Genomic DNA, 16,728 nt, shown 5'->3' on the forward strand with positions numbered 1-16,728 from the left:
GCCTGACGCGCCCCGGCCGGTCAGTCCACCCCGAAGATCTTCTCCAGGTACGCGGCCACGCCGTCCTCGGTGTTCGCCCCGGTCACCTCGTCCGCGATCTCCCGGACGGCCGGGTGGGCGTTCGCCACCGCCACCGCCCGACCGGCCCAGGTCAGCATCGGCACGTCGTTCGGCATGTCGCCGAACGCCAGCACGTCCCGCTCGTCGATGCCCAGCCGGGCCGCGTACCAGGCCAGGCCGGCCGCCTTGGTCACCCCGGCGGCGGAGACCTCGATCAGGCCGCTGTACGACGAGTGCGTCGCCTCGGCCAGCCCTTCGAGCGCACCGGCGACCACCCGGACGAACACATCCGGGTCCTGCTCCCCGGCCCGGACCAGCAGCTTCACCGCCGGCGCGGCGAGCAGCTCCTCCGGCGACTCGACGGCGCGGATCGCGTCCGCGTCGGCGTCCCAGCGCAGCGGGTAGTGCGACTCGTGCCGCATCTGCCGGCTGTCCACGATCTCCACCGCGAAGCTCACCCCGGGCACCTCGGCGCGTAACCGCCGGGCCACCTCGGCGAGCAGCTCCGGGGCGAGCGGGTCGGCGCGCAGCACCTCGTCGGCGGCCGGGTCGTACACCACCGCGCCGTTGGCGCAGATGGCCGGCAGCGGCGCGGCGAGCTGGTCGTACACGAGTTTGAGCCAGCGGATCGGACGGCCGGTGACCAGCACGACCGGCGTGCCCGCGGCGGCGATCCGGGCCAGCACCCGCGCGGTACGCGGGCTGAGCGTGCGGTCGTCGGTGAGCAGCGTGCCGTCGATGTCGCTGGCGACGAGGCGGGGTGGTTCTCCCATCACCGGGAGAGTAGTCGGTCCAGGTAGACCGCGACGCCGTCGTCGTCGTTGCGCAGGGTGACCTCGTCCGCGGCGGCGCGCACCTCCGGGTGGGCGTTCGCCACCGCCACCCGGGCCCAGCCGGCCCAGCCGAACATCGGCAGGTCGTTGGGCTGGTCGCCGAAGACCAGCACGTCCGCCGGGTCCACCCCGAGCCGCTCGGCGACCACGCTCAGCCCGGATGCCTTGTCCACCCCGGGCGGGCAGATCTCGACGAAGCCGAGCCCGGCCTGGGTGAGCGAGGCGACCTCCGCCGGCACGATCCGGCGGGCCACCGCCAGCAGCTCGTCGACGTGGTGGTCCTCGGTCCGCGCGAACGCCTTGACCACGTCGCAGGAGAGACATTCCGCCCGGCTGCGCGCCTCGAACCGGTCCGGGTAGGGCCAGCTCGGGTGGTAGTCGCCCCACAGCGGCGTGTCGTCCTCGCCGGACGCCTCCACCATCACGGTGAGCGGGCCGACCGCGGCCTCCAGGTCGGCGATCAGCCGGGCGAGCACCCCGCTCCGGAGGCGCTCGTCGCGCAGCACCAGCGGGCCGGCCGGGTCGCTCTGGTCGACCACCCACCCGCCGCCGGCCATCACCAGGAAGTCCGCGGCGCGGATGTCGTTGCGGCTCAGTTCGGCCAGCCGGGGTCCGCGTCCGGTGGCGCCGACCACCGGGATGCCGGCGGCCCGCACCCGGTCCAGCACCCCGTGGGTGTACGCGGAGACGGTGTCGTCGCTGCGGACGAGCGTGCCGTCGAGGTCGGTGGCGATCAACTTGGGCAGGCCCGGGCGGGTCATGGCTCCTCCTTCGGCCCCGCCGCCGTCACGCCGGCCGGCCCGGTGCTCGTGCCGAGACCGCCGGACGGCGGGCAGCAACCGTATCTCGCGCGGCAGGGGGCGACCATGGCGTTCCGGCGAATCCGCCGCGAATCCACGGCGGCGATCCGGTGGCCGCCGCACCGACGGATCGGCAGGCCAGCGGGCCGGCGGGCCGGGAGCTTCGCCGAGATCGGCGGATCGGTGGACCGGTGGGTCGGCCCGCTCAGCGGGAGCGTTCGGGGCCGGCGAACGGCACGGTCGGCTCCACCGTGAGGTCGGCCGGCGCCGGCGGCGCCTCGTCGTCCCGGGCCCGGCGACGTCGCCGGAACGGCCGGTCGTCCGGCGTCTCGTCGTCCGGTGCCGCCTCGACGCCCGCCCGGTCGGTGGCCCGCCCGGCCAGATGCAGCGCGACCGCCAGCAGCGTCACCGCGAGGAACGCGGTGACCAGGCCGCGCCCGTGCTCCACCTGGATGTCCCGTTCCACCGGGAAGAAGAGGATGCTCCGGGCGAGCGGCTGGAGCGAGGAAGCGGTCGCGACCAGCACGCCGAGCAGCGTCGCCGCGAGGCCCAGCCCGGCGATCCGGGCGTGCTGCCGCACCGCCGGGGCGCCGCGCAGCGCCAGCGCCACCGCGACCGACAGCCCGAGCAGTCCCACCAGGTACGCCGCCCCGAAGCCGCCGATCTCGGCGACGCCACTGGGCAGCCGGAACGTCGTGTTCCCGTCCTCCCCCTCGTCGGGCACCGTGATCACCAGCCACTCGCCGATCAGCGAGGCGAGCGCGGCGACCGCGCCGAGCCCGGCGAGCACCGGCGGCAGGCGATGGTCCCGGCCCAGACCGGCCAGCGCCCGACCGAACCGGCCGGACGGAGCCGCCCCGGTGTCGGCGTCGCCCCACTCGACCACCGTGGTGCCGTCGGCGCGGTTGTCCTGCCTGGGAACCGGGGGATCCTGCGACATCGGTCACCCTTCTCCGGTACGCGGGTCTGCGTCGAATCATGGCACAGCCGGCCCCCGGTCACCCGGACCGCGAGGTGCGCAGGACAGGCGGTGCGGGACGGCCCGCTTTCGGTTAGCGTCGGTGCCATGCCTATCCGTACCGCTTCCGCACGTTGGCAGGGCAACCTCGCCGAGGGGTCCGGCACCGTCCGCACCGGCAAGGGCGGCCTGTCCGGCAACTACTCCTTCAAGTCCCGGTTCGAGGAGGGTGAGGGCACGAACCCCGAGGAGCTGATCGGCGCCGCGCACGCGAGCTGCTTCTCGATGGCGCTCTCCAAGCAGCTCGCCGACTCGGGCGTCTCCGACACGTCGGTGGAGACCACCGCCAAGGTGCACTTCGACAAGACCGACGCCGGCATGACCGTGACCCGCATCGACCTGGAGACCGTCGGCCAGGCCCCGGGCCTCGACGAGGCCGGCTTCACCAAGCTGGCCGAGGCCGCCAAGGAGGGCTGCCCGATCTCCCGGCTGCTCTCCCCGGGCGCCGAGATCACCCTGACCGCCCGCCTGGCCTGACCCGTCCGACGCGGTGGGGGCGCCCTCGCGGGCGTCCTCGCCGTGCCGCGTGCCGACCGTGAGGGAGGGACCGGCCGCGTGGCCGTGGAGATGAGCCGGGACCGGTTCGAGGAGCTGGTCGGCGAGGCGCTCGACGAGGTGCCCGAGGAACTGCTCGGGCTGATGAGCAACGTGGTCATCCTGGTGGAGGACGACCCACCGCCCGGCGAGAACCTGCTCGGGCTCTACGAGGGGCACGCGCTCACCGCTCGCGGCTGGGACTACTCCGGCGTGCTGCCGGACCGCATCCTGATCTACCGGAACCCGATCCTGGCGATCTGCGACACCGATGACGACGTCGTCGACGAGGTCGCGGTGACCGTGGTACACGAGATCGCCCACCACTTCGGCATCGACGACGAGCGCCTGCACGCCCTCGGCTGGGGCTGACCGGGTCCCGCCCGACCCCCGCTCGGCCGATCCCCGCGGTTGCGCCCGTCCCCTAACCTGCGGATCAGGCACATCCCGATGCAGGAGGAAACCCGATGCGCAGCGAGCTGTTCTCCGCGGAGAACCTGGAGAAGGAGTCCCAGCAGCCGGGCATGCGGCTGCAGAACTCCAAGATGCTCAAGATCGAGCTGAACGGCGAGGCGATGGCCCGGGTCGGGTCCATGGTCGCGTACCAGGGCCAGGTGCAGTTCCAGGCGCTCGGCTCCGGCGGCATCGGCAAGTTCATCAAGCAGCGGCTCACCGGCGAGGGCGTTCCGCTGATGAAGCTCTCCGGTCGCGGCGACGTCTTCCTCGCCGAGGCCGCCAAGGACGTGCACATCATCGACCTGGAGCCGGGCGACGCGCTCTCCATCAACGGCTCCAGCGTGCTGGCGTTCGACTCCAGCCTCCAGTACGACATCAAGATGGTCAGCGGCATGGGCATGGCCTCCTCGGCCGGCCTGTTCAACTGCGTCTTCACCGGGCACGGCCGGATCGCCATCACCACCAAGGGCACCCCGGTGGTGCTGAACGTGGACGCGCCGACGTACGTCGACCCGCAGGCGGCGGTCTGCTGGTCGGCCAGCCTCCAGACCGGCTACCACCGGGCCGAGCAGCTCGGCCTGGGCACGCTGCTCGGCCGCAGCACCGGCGAGGCGTTCACGATGAGTTTCGCCGGTCACGGCTTCGTCGTGGTCCAGCCGTCGGAGGAGCCGCCGGTGGCCGGCAGCGGCGCCCAGCAGCAGCAGGGTGGCCTGCTCGGCGGCCTGTTGCAGTGAAGTCTCCGGGCCGGGTGCGACCCTGGGGGGCGCACCCGGCCCGGTCAGCTCAGCTCGCCGGCGCGCAGCCGGGCCAGCCAGGCCGCCGCGTCGGCGTAGTCGGCGTCGGAGAGACCGGCCGGCGCGGGCGTCGGCCGGTCGCCCGCCGCCGTGCTCCAGCGGTGCCGGGGGTACGACCCGAGGAAGCGCACGCCGGCGCAGACCCGGTGCAGCCCCTGCAACGCCTCGCCGAGGCGGACGTCGGCGACGTGCCCCGTGCAGTCCAGGAAGAACACGTAGCGTCCGAGCGCCTCACCGGTCGGGCGGGACTCGATGCGGGTCAGGTTCACGCCGCGGACGGCCAGCTCCATGAGCACGGACAGCAGCGCGCCCACCCGGTCGTGCGCGATGTAGACCGCCAGTGAGGTGAGGTCGTCACCGGTCGGTGGCGGGGGCGTCCCGGGGCGGGACAGCAGCGCGAACCGGGTCACCGCGTCGGGATGGTCGGCGATCTTGTCGGCGAGCACGGTGAGCCGGTGCCGGGCGGCGCCGATCGGGGCGCAGATCGCGGCGTCGTACTCGCCGGTCGCCGCGCCGGCCGCCGCGGCGCCGTTGGAGAGCACGTCGACCACGGTGGCGTCGGGCAGGTGGTCCCGGAGCCAGCCCCGGCACTGGGTGGACGCCTGCGGGTGGGCCGCGACGCTGCGCACCCCGGCCGGCGTCACCCCGGGCCGACCGGCGAGCACGAACTCGACCGGCAGCACCACCTCCCGGGTGATCACCAACGGGTCGCCCTCGGCCAACTCGTCGAGCGTCACCCCGACCGCGCCGCCGATGGAGTTCTCCAGCGGCACCAGAGCGGCATCCGCCTCCCCGGCCCGTACGGCGTCCAGCGCCTCGCCCACGCTGCGGGCCGGCGTGCGGCTCCCCCGCTCGGCGGCGGGCACGGTGCGCAGCGCCTGTTCGGCGAAGGTGCCCTCGGGACCGAGGTAGACGAAGCGGGTCGGCGGTGTTCCGGGCATGGCGACCAGCCTACGCACCCGGGGGACTGTCACAGGCCAGGGTGCGGATGCCCGTGGGCGCGGTGGCGCGTACCTCGACGCCGCACACGTCCGTCCCGGCGGTCACCAGCCTGGGCGTGCCGGACCGGCCGCGCGTGACCACCTGGAGCTCCTCGTGCCCGGAGACCGCCAGCACGGTGTACTGCCAGCCCTCCGCGCACAGCGGCCCGGTCCGTACGGTGATCCGGACGTTGCGGGGCAGCACCCCGGCGGAGCCGCGCAGCATCGCCACGATCCGCTCACCGGACGGCGTGCCCCGGCAGGGCACGGCGACCGGATCGGGGGCCGGTGGAGTGCGCGCCGGCAGGGACGGGACGGCCGGCACGATCGGGGTCGCGCTCGGTGTGGGAGTGGGCGTGGCCGACGCCGAGGCGCGGGGACCGCCGGTCGGGCTGGGCGACGGGCCACGCAGCTCGGGCGGCGTGCCGCAGGCGGCCAGCGCGAGCAACGCGAGCAACGTCACCGGGGCATGCCGGCGGGCGGACGGGGTAGCGGGCACGGGGGATGTCCTCGACCTCGGGCGAGCGGTCAGAGCACGGAGAAGAACGTGAGCGAGCCGGCCACCGCGGCGCCGGTGAGCACCGGCGTGGAGATGGCGTCCACTGTCGTCCCGGCGTCGGAGCCGGGCCCCTGGACCCGGAGCAGGCCACGGGCGAGCCGCCCGGAGAGCAGCGCGAGCAGCGGCGGGATCTTGTCGGTCTCCTGCTCGGTCAGCTCGCTCGGGCTGGCGGTGAAGTCGACCAGGCGCAGGCCACCTTCGAGCAGCGGCCGGCCGACCACGTCCGCCGGGGCGCCCAGGCAGAGCAGGTCGCAGCCGGAGGAGGAGATCGCCACCACGGTCGTGTCGACATCGATCAACAGGCATGGCTCGGCGGCCCGGGAGACCGTTCCGCACCACTGCGCGAAGTTGTCGGACTCCTGCTCGGTGCATGCCTCCGCCGGGGACGTGAACACTTCCGAGAGTGAGAGCTCGACGTGGGCCACCGCGCCTCCTATGTACACCGACGGTCCGTCCACGCTAGCCGGTCGGCACGGCGACCTTCCGGCCGCGCTGCGCTCTCCGGCCGCCGGTGCCGCCCGTGAGGCCGGGGTGGCTCAGGTGCCGGGGACATGCGTCGGTGCGGCGGGAGCCCCGGGGGGTGGGCGGCCGGCGACGACGCGGACCGACGAACCGGTCGGGGCGGTGCCGCGGACCGCGTGGCGTCGCCGGAGACGTTACCGGCGGGCGGCCCGCTTGTCAGCGGCCGTTCGGCCCTCGTCATACCACCGGTAGTCGGCGGATGGACGGTACGTGCCGTTCAGCCACGTCGAGGGCGCCTGGGCGACCCGCGACAATTTCTCGGCGGTGGCCGGGCTGATCCGGTTGCCGGCGGCCACGAGCAGCCGGTCCAGCTCCCGGTGGGTGGCCATGAGGCAGTCCTTCGGGAGGCCGTAGACGCTGATCACGCCGGAACCGACGAACGTCAGCACCGGCGTCACCGGGATCGGCAGCCCGACCGCGTCGGAGAGCGCCTTGCTGGCCCGCTTGGCGTCCCGGCGCGCTTCGGCCACATAGGGCGGACGCTTGCCGTTGATCTGCACGACATCGCCGGCGACCAGCACCCGGGCCCGGCCGTGGTCGGCGACGGTGACCGCGAAGAGGCCGCTCGGCCCGATCGCGAGGAACCCGGCCCGGTCGGAATCGCCCTGGTCGAACAGCGCGTCGGCCGGGTCCGTCCGGGGCCACTCGATGACGTGCCAGGCGGGACCGAGGTGGTCGAGCTGCCCCAGGGCGCGGGCCCCGGCGGCCTCCAGCCGGCGGGCACCCCGCTCGGCACGGCGGCGGCGGGCCCACTCCAGGGGAGTCGGCCGAGCCGGCTCGAGCGCCGAGGCGGTATCGACCCGGGGATGTGCCGCGGGAGGCGGCAGAGCCCGGGTCGGCACGGCCCGGCGAGCGGGAAAGACAGTCATCGCGACCTCCGGCAAAAGGTCTCTCGAAGTTATGTCTCCACTACCCTACGTTGCACACCCGGGGGTTCGGCAAGTTGGACCGCCGGAGTGAGTGCGGATGAATGCCATATTCATTCACACTTCTTTTCCGGATGGTGCGGAAGCCTGCCCTAGGCTGCGGGGGTGACGCACTACGTGGACAGCGAAGTGGCTCGACTCGGGACGGTACTGCTGCACCGCCCGGGGCCGGAACTCGCCCGCCTCACCCCACGCAACAACGACTCCCTCCTCTTCGACGCTATCCCATGGGTGGGACGGGCGCAGGAGGAGCACGACGCGTTCGCGGCGGCCCTGCGCTCGCGCGGCGTGGAGGTGCTCTACCTGGCCGACCTGCTGGCCGAGACGCTCGCCGTGGCGGACGCCCGGGCCGAGCTGACCGAGCAGGTGCTCCGGTCCCCCCGACTCGGCGACACCCTGCGCACCCGGGTCGCCGACCATCTGGCCTACCTCGACCCGGCAGCTCTCGCCGACGTCTTCATGGCCGGGCTCGCCCACGAGGAACTGCGGATCGGCGCGGAACGACCGGGCGGTCTGGTCTGGACGCTGATGGACCGGCACGACTTCGTCATCGACCCGCTGCCCAACCTGCTCTTCACCCGCGACTCGTCGGTGTGGATCGGCGACCGGGTGGGCGTGACCAGCCTGGCCATGCCGGCCCGGCGGCGGGAGACCACGCTCACCGACGCGATCTACCGCCACCACCCGCGCTTCGTCGGCACCGAGTTGGTCTACCACCCCGGGCTGGAGCACCTGGAGGGCGGCGACGTGCTGCTGCTCGCCCCGGGCGTGCTCGCCGTCGGCGTCGGCGAGCGCACCACCCCGGCCGGCGCGGAGCGGCTGGCCCGGCAGGTCTTCGCCGCCGGGCTGGCGCACACCATCCTGGTGGTGCCGATCGCCCAGGAACGCGCCACCATGCACCTGGACACGGTCTGCACCATGGTCGACGTGGACGCCGTGCTGATGTACCCGAACATCGCCAGTGAGCTGTCCGCGTACACCGTCGTCGCCGGTGCGGACGGCGAGCCACGGGTCGACGGCCCGGCGCCGTTCCTGCGGGCCGCCGCCGACGCGATGGACCTCGACCAGCTCCGGGTGATCGACACCGGCCTCGACCCGGTGACCGCCGAACGGGAGCAGTGGGACGACGGCAACAACACGCTCGCGCTCGCGCCACGCCTGTGCGTGGGCTACGAACGCAACGTGGAGACCAACGCGCAACTGGAGCGGGCCGGCATCGAGGTGATCGCCATAGCCGGCTCGGAGCTGGGCTCCGGCCGAGGCGGCCCCCGCTGCATGTCCTGCCCCCTGGTCCGCGAGAAAGGCGGGGCCCCCTCTTAACGCCTCCGGTAGAGAAGGGGCCCCTTCTCACGCGTGAGTGTTAAGAAGGGGCCCGTGCTTGCACCGGGGGTGGTCAGCGGAGGGTGAGCTGGCGGCCGAGCAGGCCCTGCCGGGCCCGGCGACCGGCGGCGTCCAGCGGCTCCCGCTCGGCCAGCGCCTCGGCGTAGCGCTTGGCGAACTCGGCGACCGGGCCCTCCCACGCGGCGGCCGGGGTGTCCTCCGGCAGGTCCCAGACCGGTGCCAGGCGGCCGTGCGCCCGGAACATGCCGGCGAACCGGGTGTCGTCGCCGAGCGTCAGCGCGCCGGTCGCGCCCAGCCGGGACAGGGCGTCCAGCGCCGCGTCCTCGTCGTCCGGCAGCACCCAGCGCACGTGGGCCTTCTCCGGCACCTGGCACCAGTACGCCGCCCGGGCCGCGTCCAGCTTGACCGTCGGGTAGACCGCCGCGTTGGCCCGCTCCAGGGACGCCTGCACGGTCGGGTCGTCGGTGGCGCCCGGGTCGAGCCAGAACTCGAACCCGTCGTGCATGCTGATCTCCAGCGGCCCGTCCACCAGGATGTCCTGGAGGCGGGGGCCGGGCCCGGGCAGCGGCGGCACGCTCACCTGACCGCCCGGCTCGGTCCGCAGCGCGCAGAGCAGCGCGTCGGCCAGATCCCGGGAGACGTCGCCGGACTGCTGGTGCCGCTGGAGACCGATCAGGACCCGGCCGTCCGCCTTGGCCACCGCCGGGGCGGCCATCGGCAGCACGGTGGCCAGGACGACCGGCCGGTCGCCGTACTCCTCGACCAGCTCGGGGGTCAACCGCAGCGGCGCGGACGCGGCGGGCACCAGCTCCCGCAGGGCGATCCACTCCGGCTCGTCGACTAGGCCCTCGAACGGTCGGGGCACGAAGATGTCGCGCACCTTCTCCCGCTTCGGGGTGGCTTCGGTGGCCCGTTGGCTCTTTCGACGCTTGCTCACGGCCAGACAGCCTAGATGGCTCAGGTCCCGGCCGGGGGCGGGACCCGATCAGCCGGTGGCGACCAGGTCCGCCCGGTGCGACCCGGTCGGGTCGAACTCCGCCCACACGCTCTGACCCAGGCCGTCCCGCTCGACACCCCAGCGGCTGGCCATCCCGGCGACGATGTGCAGCCCGCGCCCGTCGATCGCGTCGGGAGGCGCGACGCGCATCCGCGGGCCGGCGCCGGCACCCCCGTCGGTGACCCGGACCAGGACGGCCGGCCCCCGGTCGGTGGCCCGCAACCGCCAGGCCACCCGGACCACGCCGCCGGGCAGCGCCTCGGCGTGCCGGACCGCGTTCCCGACCAGCTCGGCCAGCACCGCCACCAGATCCGCCAGAAGCGCCGGGGGTACGACGCCGGTCAGCTCGTCGGCGAGCCGGTGCCGGGCCACGCGCGCGCCGGTCGCGTGGTGGGGCACCACCACGCACCACGACCGTTCCGCCGGTCCCGTCGACACGCCGTTCCTCTCCACCCGTGGACGCCCCGGATCAGCCCCGGGGCAGCCGCACCTCCGCGACCGTACCTCCGCCGGCCCTCGGCCGGAGGGACACCCAGCCGTTCTGCTGTTCCACGATCTGCCGGACGAGATAGAGGCCCAGGCCCGCGCCGGGGTAGCGCCGGCGGTCGCCGGACTCCCCCTGCCAGAACCGGTCGAAGGCCCGTTCCACGTGCTCCGGCCGGATGCCGATGCCCCGGTCGGCGACCCGGAACGAGACCGTCCGCTCGTTCGCGTCGGCGTCGATCTCGATCGGCGTGTCCGGCAGTGAGTACTTCCCCGCGTTGGTGCCCAGCTCGGTGAGGACGGTGGTCAGGCTGTGCCGGTCGCCGAGCGCCTTGGGCAGGTCGGCGGGCAGGGCGAGCACGATCCGGTGGCGCAGGTCGGCGGGCAGGTCGAGCACCGCCGCCCGCAGCGCGTCGACCAGGTCGAACGGGGCGGCCGGTTCGCCGCCGGGGCGGTTCTCGGTGGCGGCGGTGAGCAGTCGGTCGACCAGCCGGGCCAGCTCGTTGGCGCGTTGGCCGATGATCCGGGCGGCCTGCCTCCGGTCGGTGTCGGTCAGCGACTCCCAGTGGTCGGTGAGCGTGTCCGCGTACCCCTTGATCACGGTGACCGGGGTGCGCAGCTCGTGGCTGGTCACCGCCACGAAGAGGTCCCGGTCGTGGTCGCGCCGCTGCTGGTCGGTGATGTCCCGGAAGGTGACCACCCGCAGCGCGGTGGGGCCGGGCAGCTCACCGGAGGTGATCCGCAGCCAGCGGCCGTCCGGCAGCCGATGGTCCAGCACCTGCCCGGGCGGGGGCAGCGGGAACGGCAGCGGCCGGCTCAGCGCCTCGTCCGCCGACCGGCCGGTCACCTGGGCGGCGGCCGGGTTCCAGAGCCGGACCCGCTGGTCGCGGTCGACCACGGCCAGGCCGTCGGCGAGCGCCGCCACGACCGGGCCGTCGCCGTGCACCGGCAGGCCGGTCTGGTCGCCGTACATGTGCGCGATGCAGGCGGCGACGTACCCGACGACGGCGCGCTGCGAGGCGTCCAGCGGCTCGGCGGTCCGGTAGAGGGCGTGCAGGCTGCCGACGGTCAGCCCGGCGATCTCGGCGCGGGCCACGATCATCCGGCGCAGCCCCCGGCCGACCACCTCGTCGGCGAGCGCGCCCGGGATCGCGTCCACCCGGACCTCCCGGACCGGCGGGCCGGCCAGCAGGCAGACGGTGGCCGGGTCGGTGGCCGGCAGCGGGCGGCCGATGACGAACTCGGCGCTGCCGGTCGCCGCGATCACCCGCCCGCCGGCCGGGGTGAACTCCACGAAGACCAGGCCCGCCGCGCCGAGCGCCGGTTCGACCTCGCGGAGCAGGCGGGTGAGCACGGAGAGGCCGGACTCGCCAGAATTGATCATGTGGATCGCGCTCGTGTGGCCGGCGATGAGGGTGGGATAGTCGGTTCGCTCCGGCATGCCCCGAGTGTGCCGCGCCGGCCGCGCCGGGGACACCCCCTCACCGGGCGACCGGTCCCGGGCGGATCGACGGGGTTCACCGGCCCAACCGGGCCAACGCGCGGGCCGGCCGGTCGGTGATCACGCCGTCCACCCCGGCGGCCAGCACGAGTTCCAGGTCGTCCGGTTCGTTCACGGTCCAGACGTAGACCGCGTTGCCGGCGGCCCGCAGCGCCGGGACGAGCTGCGGGCGGGCCCGGACCAGCTCCACCCCCGGGCCGGCGATGCGACTGCCGAAGGGCAGCCGACCCAGCCGCAGCCAGCGCGGCAACACCTCCAGCAGCAGCACGGTGGGCAGCGCCGGCGCCAGCTCACGGACCCGGCGTACGGCCAGCGGCGAGAAGGACATCACGGTCACCTGGACCAGGTCGTCCGGGCCGGGCTCGGCCAGGCCGTGCCGGCGCAGCAGGTCGACCAGCCGGCGCTCGACGTCGCCCCGGTAGCGCGAGGGGTGCTTCGTCTCGATCAGCAGCCGGACCGGCCGTCCGGCCGCCAGCACCGCGTCGAGGAGCCGCTCCAGCGTGAGCAGTCGGATGTGCGACTCGTCGAGCCGGGCCGCCGCGACCGCCTCCGCCGCGGCGGGGTGCCAGGAGCCGAAGTCGAGCGCCTCCAGTTCGGCGAGCGTACGCGCGCTGACCAGGCCGTGACCGTTGCTGGTCCGGTCGAGCCGACGGTCGTGCACGCAGACCAGGTGCCCGTCGCGGGTCAGCCGGACGTCACACTCCAGCCCGTCCGCGCCCTCGTCCAGCGCGCGCAGGTAAGCGGCGAGCGTGTGCTCCGGCAGGTCGTACGAGGAGCCGCGGTGGGCGAAGACCAGCGGGTCGGTCATGGCCGGACGTGCCTCAGACGACCCGACCCGGCTGCCCGTCGTCGGTGACCACGGGACGGCCGGCGGCGGCCCAGTCACCCATTCCGCCCTCGACGTTGCGGACCTGGTCCCACCCGTTGCGCAGCAGGTAGCCGACGACCTGCCCGGAGCGGCCGCCGGACCGGCAGATCACCGCCACCTCGCGGTCGTCGGGGATCTCGGCGAGCCGGGCCGGCAGCTCGGTCATCGGCAGGTGGTGGGCGGCCGGCGCGTGGCCGGCGGCCCACTCGTCGTCCTCCCGGACGTCGAGCAGGTAGACGTCGTCGGGCACGGCCGACGCGGGCACGCTGGGAAGTTGGGCTCCGAACACGGATCAGAGCCTAGTCGCCCGGCGGCGTTCAGAGCCGGTTGACCCAGCGCGGGTTGGCGCCGGCCCACTCCGGCATCCGGGTGTCCTGCAACGCGGTGAACAGATCACCGCCGTCGGGGTCCAGCACCACGTACGACACCTGGTCGATGGTCTGCGGGTGGGAGGGCAGCCGGACGCCGCGCAGCGCGTCCGCCGGCAGCGCGCGGAGCGCGAACACCAGTTCGTCCAGGGGTACGCCGTTGGTGTCGACGGTCAGCGCCCCGCCGACCGCGCGCAGCACCCGGTCCAGCTTCACCGGGTCGCCGCGCAGGTGTGTCTCGCCGGCCCGGTCGAGCACCGCCCGCAGCATCTGCTGCTGGTGCCGCTGCCGGTCGTAGTCGCCGTTCGGCAGGTCGTAGCGCTGCCGCACGTAGTCGAGCGTCCGGGCCCCGTCCATCTGCCGGCAGCCGGGTTCGAACCGGGTGCCGGTGTGGATCGACCGGACCGGCGTGTCCACGCACATGCGGATGCCGCCGAGCTGGTCGATGACCCGGGTGAAGCCGGAGAAGTCGACGAGCGCGACGCCGTCGAAGCGGAGGCCGGTGAGTCGGGTCAGGGTGGCGCTGAGCAGCCGCGCGCCGCCCTCGCCCCCGCCGCCGTGCTCGTACGCGGCGTTGACCTTGTCCTGGCCGCCGGGCCAGCCGGGCGCCGCCGGGACGGCGACCAGCAGGTCGCGCGGGATGGAGATCAGGTACGCCTGCCGCATGCCGGCCGGCACGTGCACGATCAGGATGGTGTCCGAGCGTTGGTCGGCGGCGTTCGCGCCGGGCCGGTGGTCGGAGCCGATCAGCAGGTAGTTGAGTGCGCCGCCCAGGTCCGTCCGCTTCATCCGGGCGGTCGGGTCGAGCAGTTCCCCCTTGGCCACCGTGCGGTCGTACCGATGGGTGAGCCAGTGCAGCCCGGCCACGCCGAGCGTGGCGAGCAGGACCAGGGCGAGGCCGCTGCCGAGCAGGAACCGGGGCCAGCGGGCCGGTCGAGGCCGCCCGCGTCGGTTCCGTGCTGGTCTGGACGTGACGATCCCCCCGTGGCGCCGATCTGAGACCCGCTCAGGTCAACGCTACGGGGGGACGGGCCGGCCGGTGCCGGCTTTCGTCACTTCCGGGTGGAGAGGACGGTCGGGTTGGCCACGATGAAGTCGGCCAGCTTGTCGTTCTTGACCGCCTGGAACATCTCCATGGTCGTCTCGTTGAACGTCTCCCGGCCGTTGCTGTTGCCGGCGAACGTCCCGCCGTTGGTGCGCAGCGTGACCAGGTCGTTTCCGCTGAGGTTCTTGAGCGTGAAGATGAAGTCGGCGATCGGCACGCCGCCGGTGTCCAGCACGAACGCCTTTCCGGCGGCCTTCATCAGCGAGTTCAGCTTGATCGGGTTGGTCAGCATGCCGCCGTCGGTGGCCTTCTTGGCCATCGCCTTGATGAGCTGCTGCTGGTTCTGCTGCCGGTCGTAGTCGCTGTTGGGCAGGCCGTAACGCTGGCGGGAGTAGTCGAGCGCCTCCCAGCCCTCCATCTCCCGGCAGCCCTTCTTGTGCACCACCGGCTTGTAGGGCTTGCCGGTCTTCTTCGCGTCCGCGTTCCACATCGGCTTGCCCTCGACCATCGACATGTGGTGCGACGGGACCTCGTGGCTGACGCAGATCCGCACCGTGCCGAGCGCGTCGATGACGTTCTTGAAGCCGCCGAAGTTGATGATCGCGGCACCGTCGAAGCTGATGCCGGTCATCCCCTTGATCGTCTTGGCCATCAACTGGGCGCCGCCCTCCCAGCCGCCGCCGTTCTGCGCGCCGTGGAAGAACGCAGCGTTGATCTTGTCGGTGCCGCCCTTGTAGCCACTGTTCTTGAACGCCGGGATGCGAGCCTCGGTGTCCCGGGGGATCGAGATCAGGTACGCCTGGTCGTGGCTGGCCGGGATGTGCAGCACGATGATCGTGTCCGACCGGACGTCGTCGGCGGCCCAACGGGCCCGGGCGTCCACGCCGAGCAGCAGCATGTCGATCGGGCCGTCCAGGCTGTTGCCGCCCTCGGCCTCGCTCTTGCCCGCCTCGCCGAGCAGGTTGCGCTGGGCGATGTTGTTGGTGGCCTGACCGATCACGGCCTTGCTGCCGACGATCGCGACGCCGCTGGTCACCATCAGCACCGCGCCGAGCACCAGGGTGAGCTTCGCCCAGAGCGGGTCCTTGCGCTTGGTGCGCTTCTTCTTCCCGCCGCCGCCGGGACCACGGCCGCCGGGACCGGGCTGTGTGGGGATGACCGGGGGAACCCGCCCGGATGATCCGGGTGCCGGTGACTGCGGGCGACGACTGGTCTGGACCGACATGCGTGCTCCAGCTCGGTGATCGGGGGCGGGACCACTTTACGTATCCGTTCCCGTTCTCGCGACCTCCTGAGGCGGGTATTCCCGTCAATCCCGGCGGATGGTGCCGAGATGTGGCCGAACGGGCGAGGCTGCGCGCCCGGTCAGCCGCCGGCGCTGTCGCCCGAATTCTTCTGGTTGGCCGCGACCCAGTCGGCCATCTTGTCCCCGACCATGGCCTGGTACATCGCCAGCGCCTTCTCCCGGTCGGAGACCACCACCGACTGGCCGTCGACGGTCTGGCCCCCCAGGTTCGGGCTGGTGACGAACGTCAGGTTCTCGCCCCGCAGGCTGCGGAACTGCACCGCCATGTCGGTCAACGAGAAGCCCTGGTCGACCGTGACGGCGGCGGTGACCGCCTTGAGGAAGTCGTTCAGCTTCTTCGGGTTGCTCAGCGTGCCGGTGCTCGCCGCCTTGTCCATCAGCGCCTTCAGGAACTCCTGCTGGTGGCGCATCCGGGCGAAGTCGCCGTCCGGGAACTGCTTGCGCTGCCGGACCCAGTCCAGCGCCTCGGTGCCGTTCATGTGGTTCACGCCCTTGGTGAACGTCCGGTACGGCTTGTGGATCGAGGTGACGGTGCGCTCCACCTTCAGGTCGACGCCGCCCAGCGCGTCGGTGACGTCCTTGAACCCGGCGAAGTCGATGGCCATGACGTGGTCGATGCGTACGTCGGTGAAGCACTCCACGGTCTTCACCGCCAGCGGCAGGCCGCCGAACGCGAACGCCGCGTTGATCTTGTTGCGCGAGCCGGAGTCGCAGGACGCGCCCGCGTTCTCCGGAATCGGCACGTACAGGTCACGCGGGACGGAGACCAGGTAGGCGCGCTTGTGGTCGGCCGGGATGTGCATGACGATCACGGTGTCCGCCCGCCACTTGCCGGCGCCGTCGACAGGGGCGTCCGGGTCCCGCGAGTCGCTGCCCACCAGCAGGATGTTGAACGCGCCGTCGACCTGCTTGGCCGGCCGCCCGCCGGTGATCTCCGAGAACGGATCGGTGCGGGCCAGGTCGTCGTCGAGGTTGCGGGCGTAGAACCAGGCCCCGATCCCGCCGAGCAGCGCCAGCACCAGCACCGCGATGCCGGTCACCAGGCCGATGCGCCCCCACCGCGGACGGGGCCGACGCCCCGGCCCGCCGAAGCCGCCGCCGCCCGTGCCACCGGGCCCACCCGGCCCACCCGGACCAACCGGGCCGCCCGAGCGGGGCGCCTCGTCGTGTGACGGGTACCAGCGGGTTTCCGTGGCGCGGGCGCGCGAGGTGGCGTCCCGGCCGGAGCCGGGGACCGAGGCGCGACCCGCACCCCGGTTCAGGGGGCGGGGGAGAGGTGCGCCGGCAGACGAGGTCGCGGACATGTAACCGAGGGTAGGTCGACCGTTCCACCACCG

At 73.5% G+C, this 16,728-nt stretch carries 19 protein-coding genes; 4 read left to right on the forward strand and 15 right to left on the reverse strand.

Features of this window, described 5'->3' with window-relative positions:
• Nucleotides 1-20: 20 nt before the first annotated feature.
• The 3 genes from ACZ6O5_RS26955 to ACZ6O5_RS26965 all read right to left on the reverse strand — a co-directional run bounded on the left by ACZ6O5_RS26955 (nucleotide 21) and on the right by ACZ6O5_RS26965 (nucleotide 2,633).
• Entirely contained in the window at nucleotides 21-833 is an 813-nt protein-coding gene (locus ACZ6O5_RS26955) for an HAD family hydrolase (RefSeq protein ID WP_405091733.1), read from the reverse strand.
• Complete coding sequence (locus ACZ6O5_RS26960) at nucleotides 833-1,654, reverse strand: HAD family hydrolase (protein ID WP_465980498.1); 822 nt, start codon at nucleotides 1,652-1,654, stop codon at nucleotides 833-835. The genes ACZ6O5_RS26955 and ACZ6O5_RS26960 overlap by 1 nt, the downstream gene beginning before the upstream one ends.
• A 244-nt stretch (nucleotides 1,655-1,898) precedes the next feature.
• On the reverse strand, nucleotides 1,899-2,633 hold the full coding sequence (locus ACZ6O5_RS26965) for a hypothetical protein (RefSeq protein ID WP_465980500.1): 735 nt from the start codon (nucleotides 2,631-2,633) through the stop codon (nucleotides 1,899-1,901).
• Nucleotides 2,634-2,759: 126 nt separating this feature from the next.
• On the opposite strand from ACZ6O5_RS26965, the gene ACZ6O5_RS26970 reads away from it, so the two are divergent.
• The 3 genes from ACZ6O5_RS26970 to ACZ6O5_RS26980 all read left to right on the forward strand — a co-directional run bounded on the left by ACZ6O5_RS26970 (nucleotide 2,760) and on the right by ACZ6O5_RS26980 (nucleotide 4,435).
• Complete coding sequence (locus ACZ6O5_RS26970) at nucleotides 2,760-3,188, forward strand: OsmC family protein (protein WP_465980502.1); 429 nt, start codon at nucleotides 2,760-2,762, stop codon at nucleotides 3,186-3,188.
• Between the two features lie 84 nt (nucleotides 3,189-3,272).
• Complete coding sequence (locus tag ACZ6O5_RS26975; RefSeq protein WP_199199675.1) at nucleotides 3,273-3,617, forward strand: metallopeptidase family protein; 345 nt, start codon at nucleotides 3,273-3,275, stop codon at nucleotides 3,615-3,617.
• A 95-nt stretch (nucleotides 3,618-3,712) separates the two neighbouring features.
• Nucleotides 3,713-4,435, forward strand: a complete 723-nt coding sequence (locus ACZ6O5_RS26980; protein WP_107156446.1) for an AIM24 family protein — start codon at nucleotides 3,713-3,715, stop codon at nucleotides 4,433-4,435.
• 44 nt (nucleotides 4,436-4,479) lie between these two features.
• Here ACZ6O5_RS26980 and pheA read toward each other — a convergent pair whose 3' ends face one another.
• The 4 genes from pheA to ACZ6O5_RS27000 all read right to left on the reverse strand — a co-directional run bounded on the left by pheA (nucleotide 4,480) and on the right by ACZ6O5_RS27000 (nucleotide 7,425).
• Nucleotides 4,480-5,436 (reverse strand): prephenate dehydratase, encoded by a 957-nt coding sequence (pheA, locus tag ACZ6O5_RS26985; protein ID WP_107156447.1) that lies wholly within the window; start codon nucleotides 5,434-5,436, stop codon nucleotides 4,480-4,482.
• A gap of 10 nt (nucleotides 5,437-5,446) precedes the next feature.
• Complete coding sequence (locus ACZ6O5_RS26990) at nucleotides 5,447-5,974, reverse strand: hypothetical protein (RefSeq protein WP_465980504.1); 528 nt, start codon at nucleotides 5,972-5,974, stop codon at nucleotides 5,447-5,449.
• A gap of 29 nt (nucleotides 5,975-6,003) precedes the next feature.
• Nucleotides 6,004-6,459 carry a hypothetical protein gene (locus ACZ6O5_RS26995; protein ID WP_107156449.1) on the reverse strand — a complete coding sequence of 152 codons (456 nt, stop codon included), beginning with the start codon at nucleotides 6,457-6,459 and terminating at the stop codon, nucleotides 6,004-6,006.
• A 231-nt stretch (nucleotides 6,460-6,690) separates the two neighbouring features.
• Nucleotides 6,691-7,425, reverse strand: coding sequence for a hypothetical protein (locus ACZ6O5_RS27000; RefSeq protein WP_465980506.1), 735 nt, complete (start codon nucleotides 7,423-7,425; stop codon nucleotides 6,691-6,693).
• A 162-nt stretch (nucleotides 7,426-7,587) separates the two neighbouring features.
• Here ACZ6O5_RS27000 and ACZ6O5_RS27005 point away from each other — a divergent pair, with 162 nt between their 5' ends.
• On the forward strand, nucleotides 7,588-8,802 hold the full coding sequence (locus tag ACZ6O5_RS27005) for an arginine deiminase (RefSeq protein WP_281934045.1): 1,215 nt from the start codon (nucleotides 7,588-7,590) through the stop codon (nucleotides 8,800-8,802).
• A 73-nt stretch (nucleotides 8,803-8,875) separates the two neighbouring features.
• On the opposite strand, the gene ACZ6O5_RS27010 is transcribed toward ACZ6O5_RS27005, so the two are convergent.
• From ACZ6O5_RS27010 to ACZ6O5_RS27045, 8 genes are all read right to left on the reverse strand, one after another.
• Nucleotides 8,876-9,760 (reverse strand): DUF5926 family protein, encoded by an 885-nt coding sequence (locus ACZ6O5_RS27010; protein WP_465980508.1) that lies wholly within the window; start codon nucleotides 9,758-9,760, stop codon nucleotides 8,876-8,878.
• A gap of 48 nt (nucleotides 9,761-9,808) precedes the next feature.
• On the reverse strand, nucleotides 9,809-10,225 hold the full coding sequence (locus ACZ6O5_RS27015) for an ATP-binding protein (RefSeq protein ID WP_465980618.1): 417 nt from the start codon (nucleotides 10,223-10,225) through the stop codon (nucleotides 9,809-9,811).
• Nucleotides 10,226-10,289: 64 nt separating this feature from the next.
• A complete protein-coding gene (locus tag ACZ6O5_RS27020; protein ID WP_465980510.1) occupies nucleotides 10,290-11,744 on the reverse strand; it encodes an ATP-binding protein in 1,455 nt (484 codons plus the stop codon).
• A gap of 76 nt (nucleotides 11,745-11,820) precedes the next feature.
• Complete coding sequence (locus ACZ6O5_RS27025; RefSeq protein ID WP_465980512.1) at nucleotides 11,821-12,612, reverse strand: glycerophosphodiester phosphodiesterase; 792 nt, start codon at nucleotides 12,610-12,612, stop codon at nucleotides 11,821-11,823.
• Nucleotides 12,613-12,625: 13 nt separating this feature from the next.
• Nucleotides 12,626-12,961, reverse strand: coding sequence for a rhodanese-like domain-containing protein (locus ACZ6O5_RS27030; RefSeq protein ID WP_281934052.1), 336 nt, complete (start codon nucleotides 12,959-12,961; stop codon nucleotides 12,626-12,628).
• Nucleotides 12,962-12,989: 28 nt separating this feature from the next.
• Nucleotides 12,990-13,907, reverse strand: a complete 918-nt coding sequence (locus ACZ6O5_RS27035) for an LCP family protein (protein WP_465980514.1) — start codon at nucleotides 13,905-13,907, stop codon at nucleotides 12,990-12,992.
• 185 nt (nucleotides 13,908-14,092) lie between these two features.
• A complete protein-coding gene (locus ACZ6O5_RS27040; RefSeq protein WP_465980516.1) occupies nucleotides 14,093-15,310 on the reverse strand; it encodes an LCP family protein in 1,218 nt (405 codons plus the stop codon).
• A gap of 140 nt (nucleotides 15,311-15,450) precedes the next feature.
• On the reverse strand, nucleotides 15,451-16,695 hold the full coding sequence (locus ACZ6O5_RS27045; RefSeq protein ID WP_465980518.1) for an LCP family protein: 1,245 nt from the start codon (nucleotides 16,693-16,695) through the stop codon (nucleotides 15,451-15,453).
• Between the last annotated feature and the right edge of the window lie 33 nt (nucleotides 16,696-16,728).

This window comes from Micromonospora sp. NPDC049201 (genome assembly GCF_055586805.1).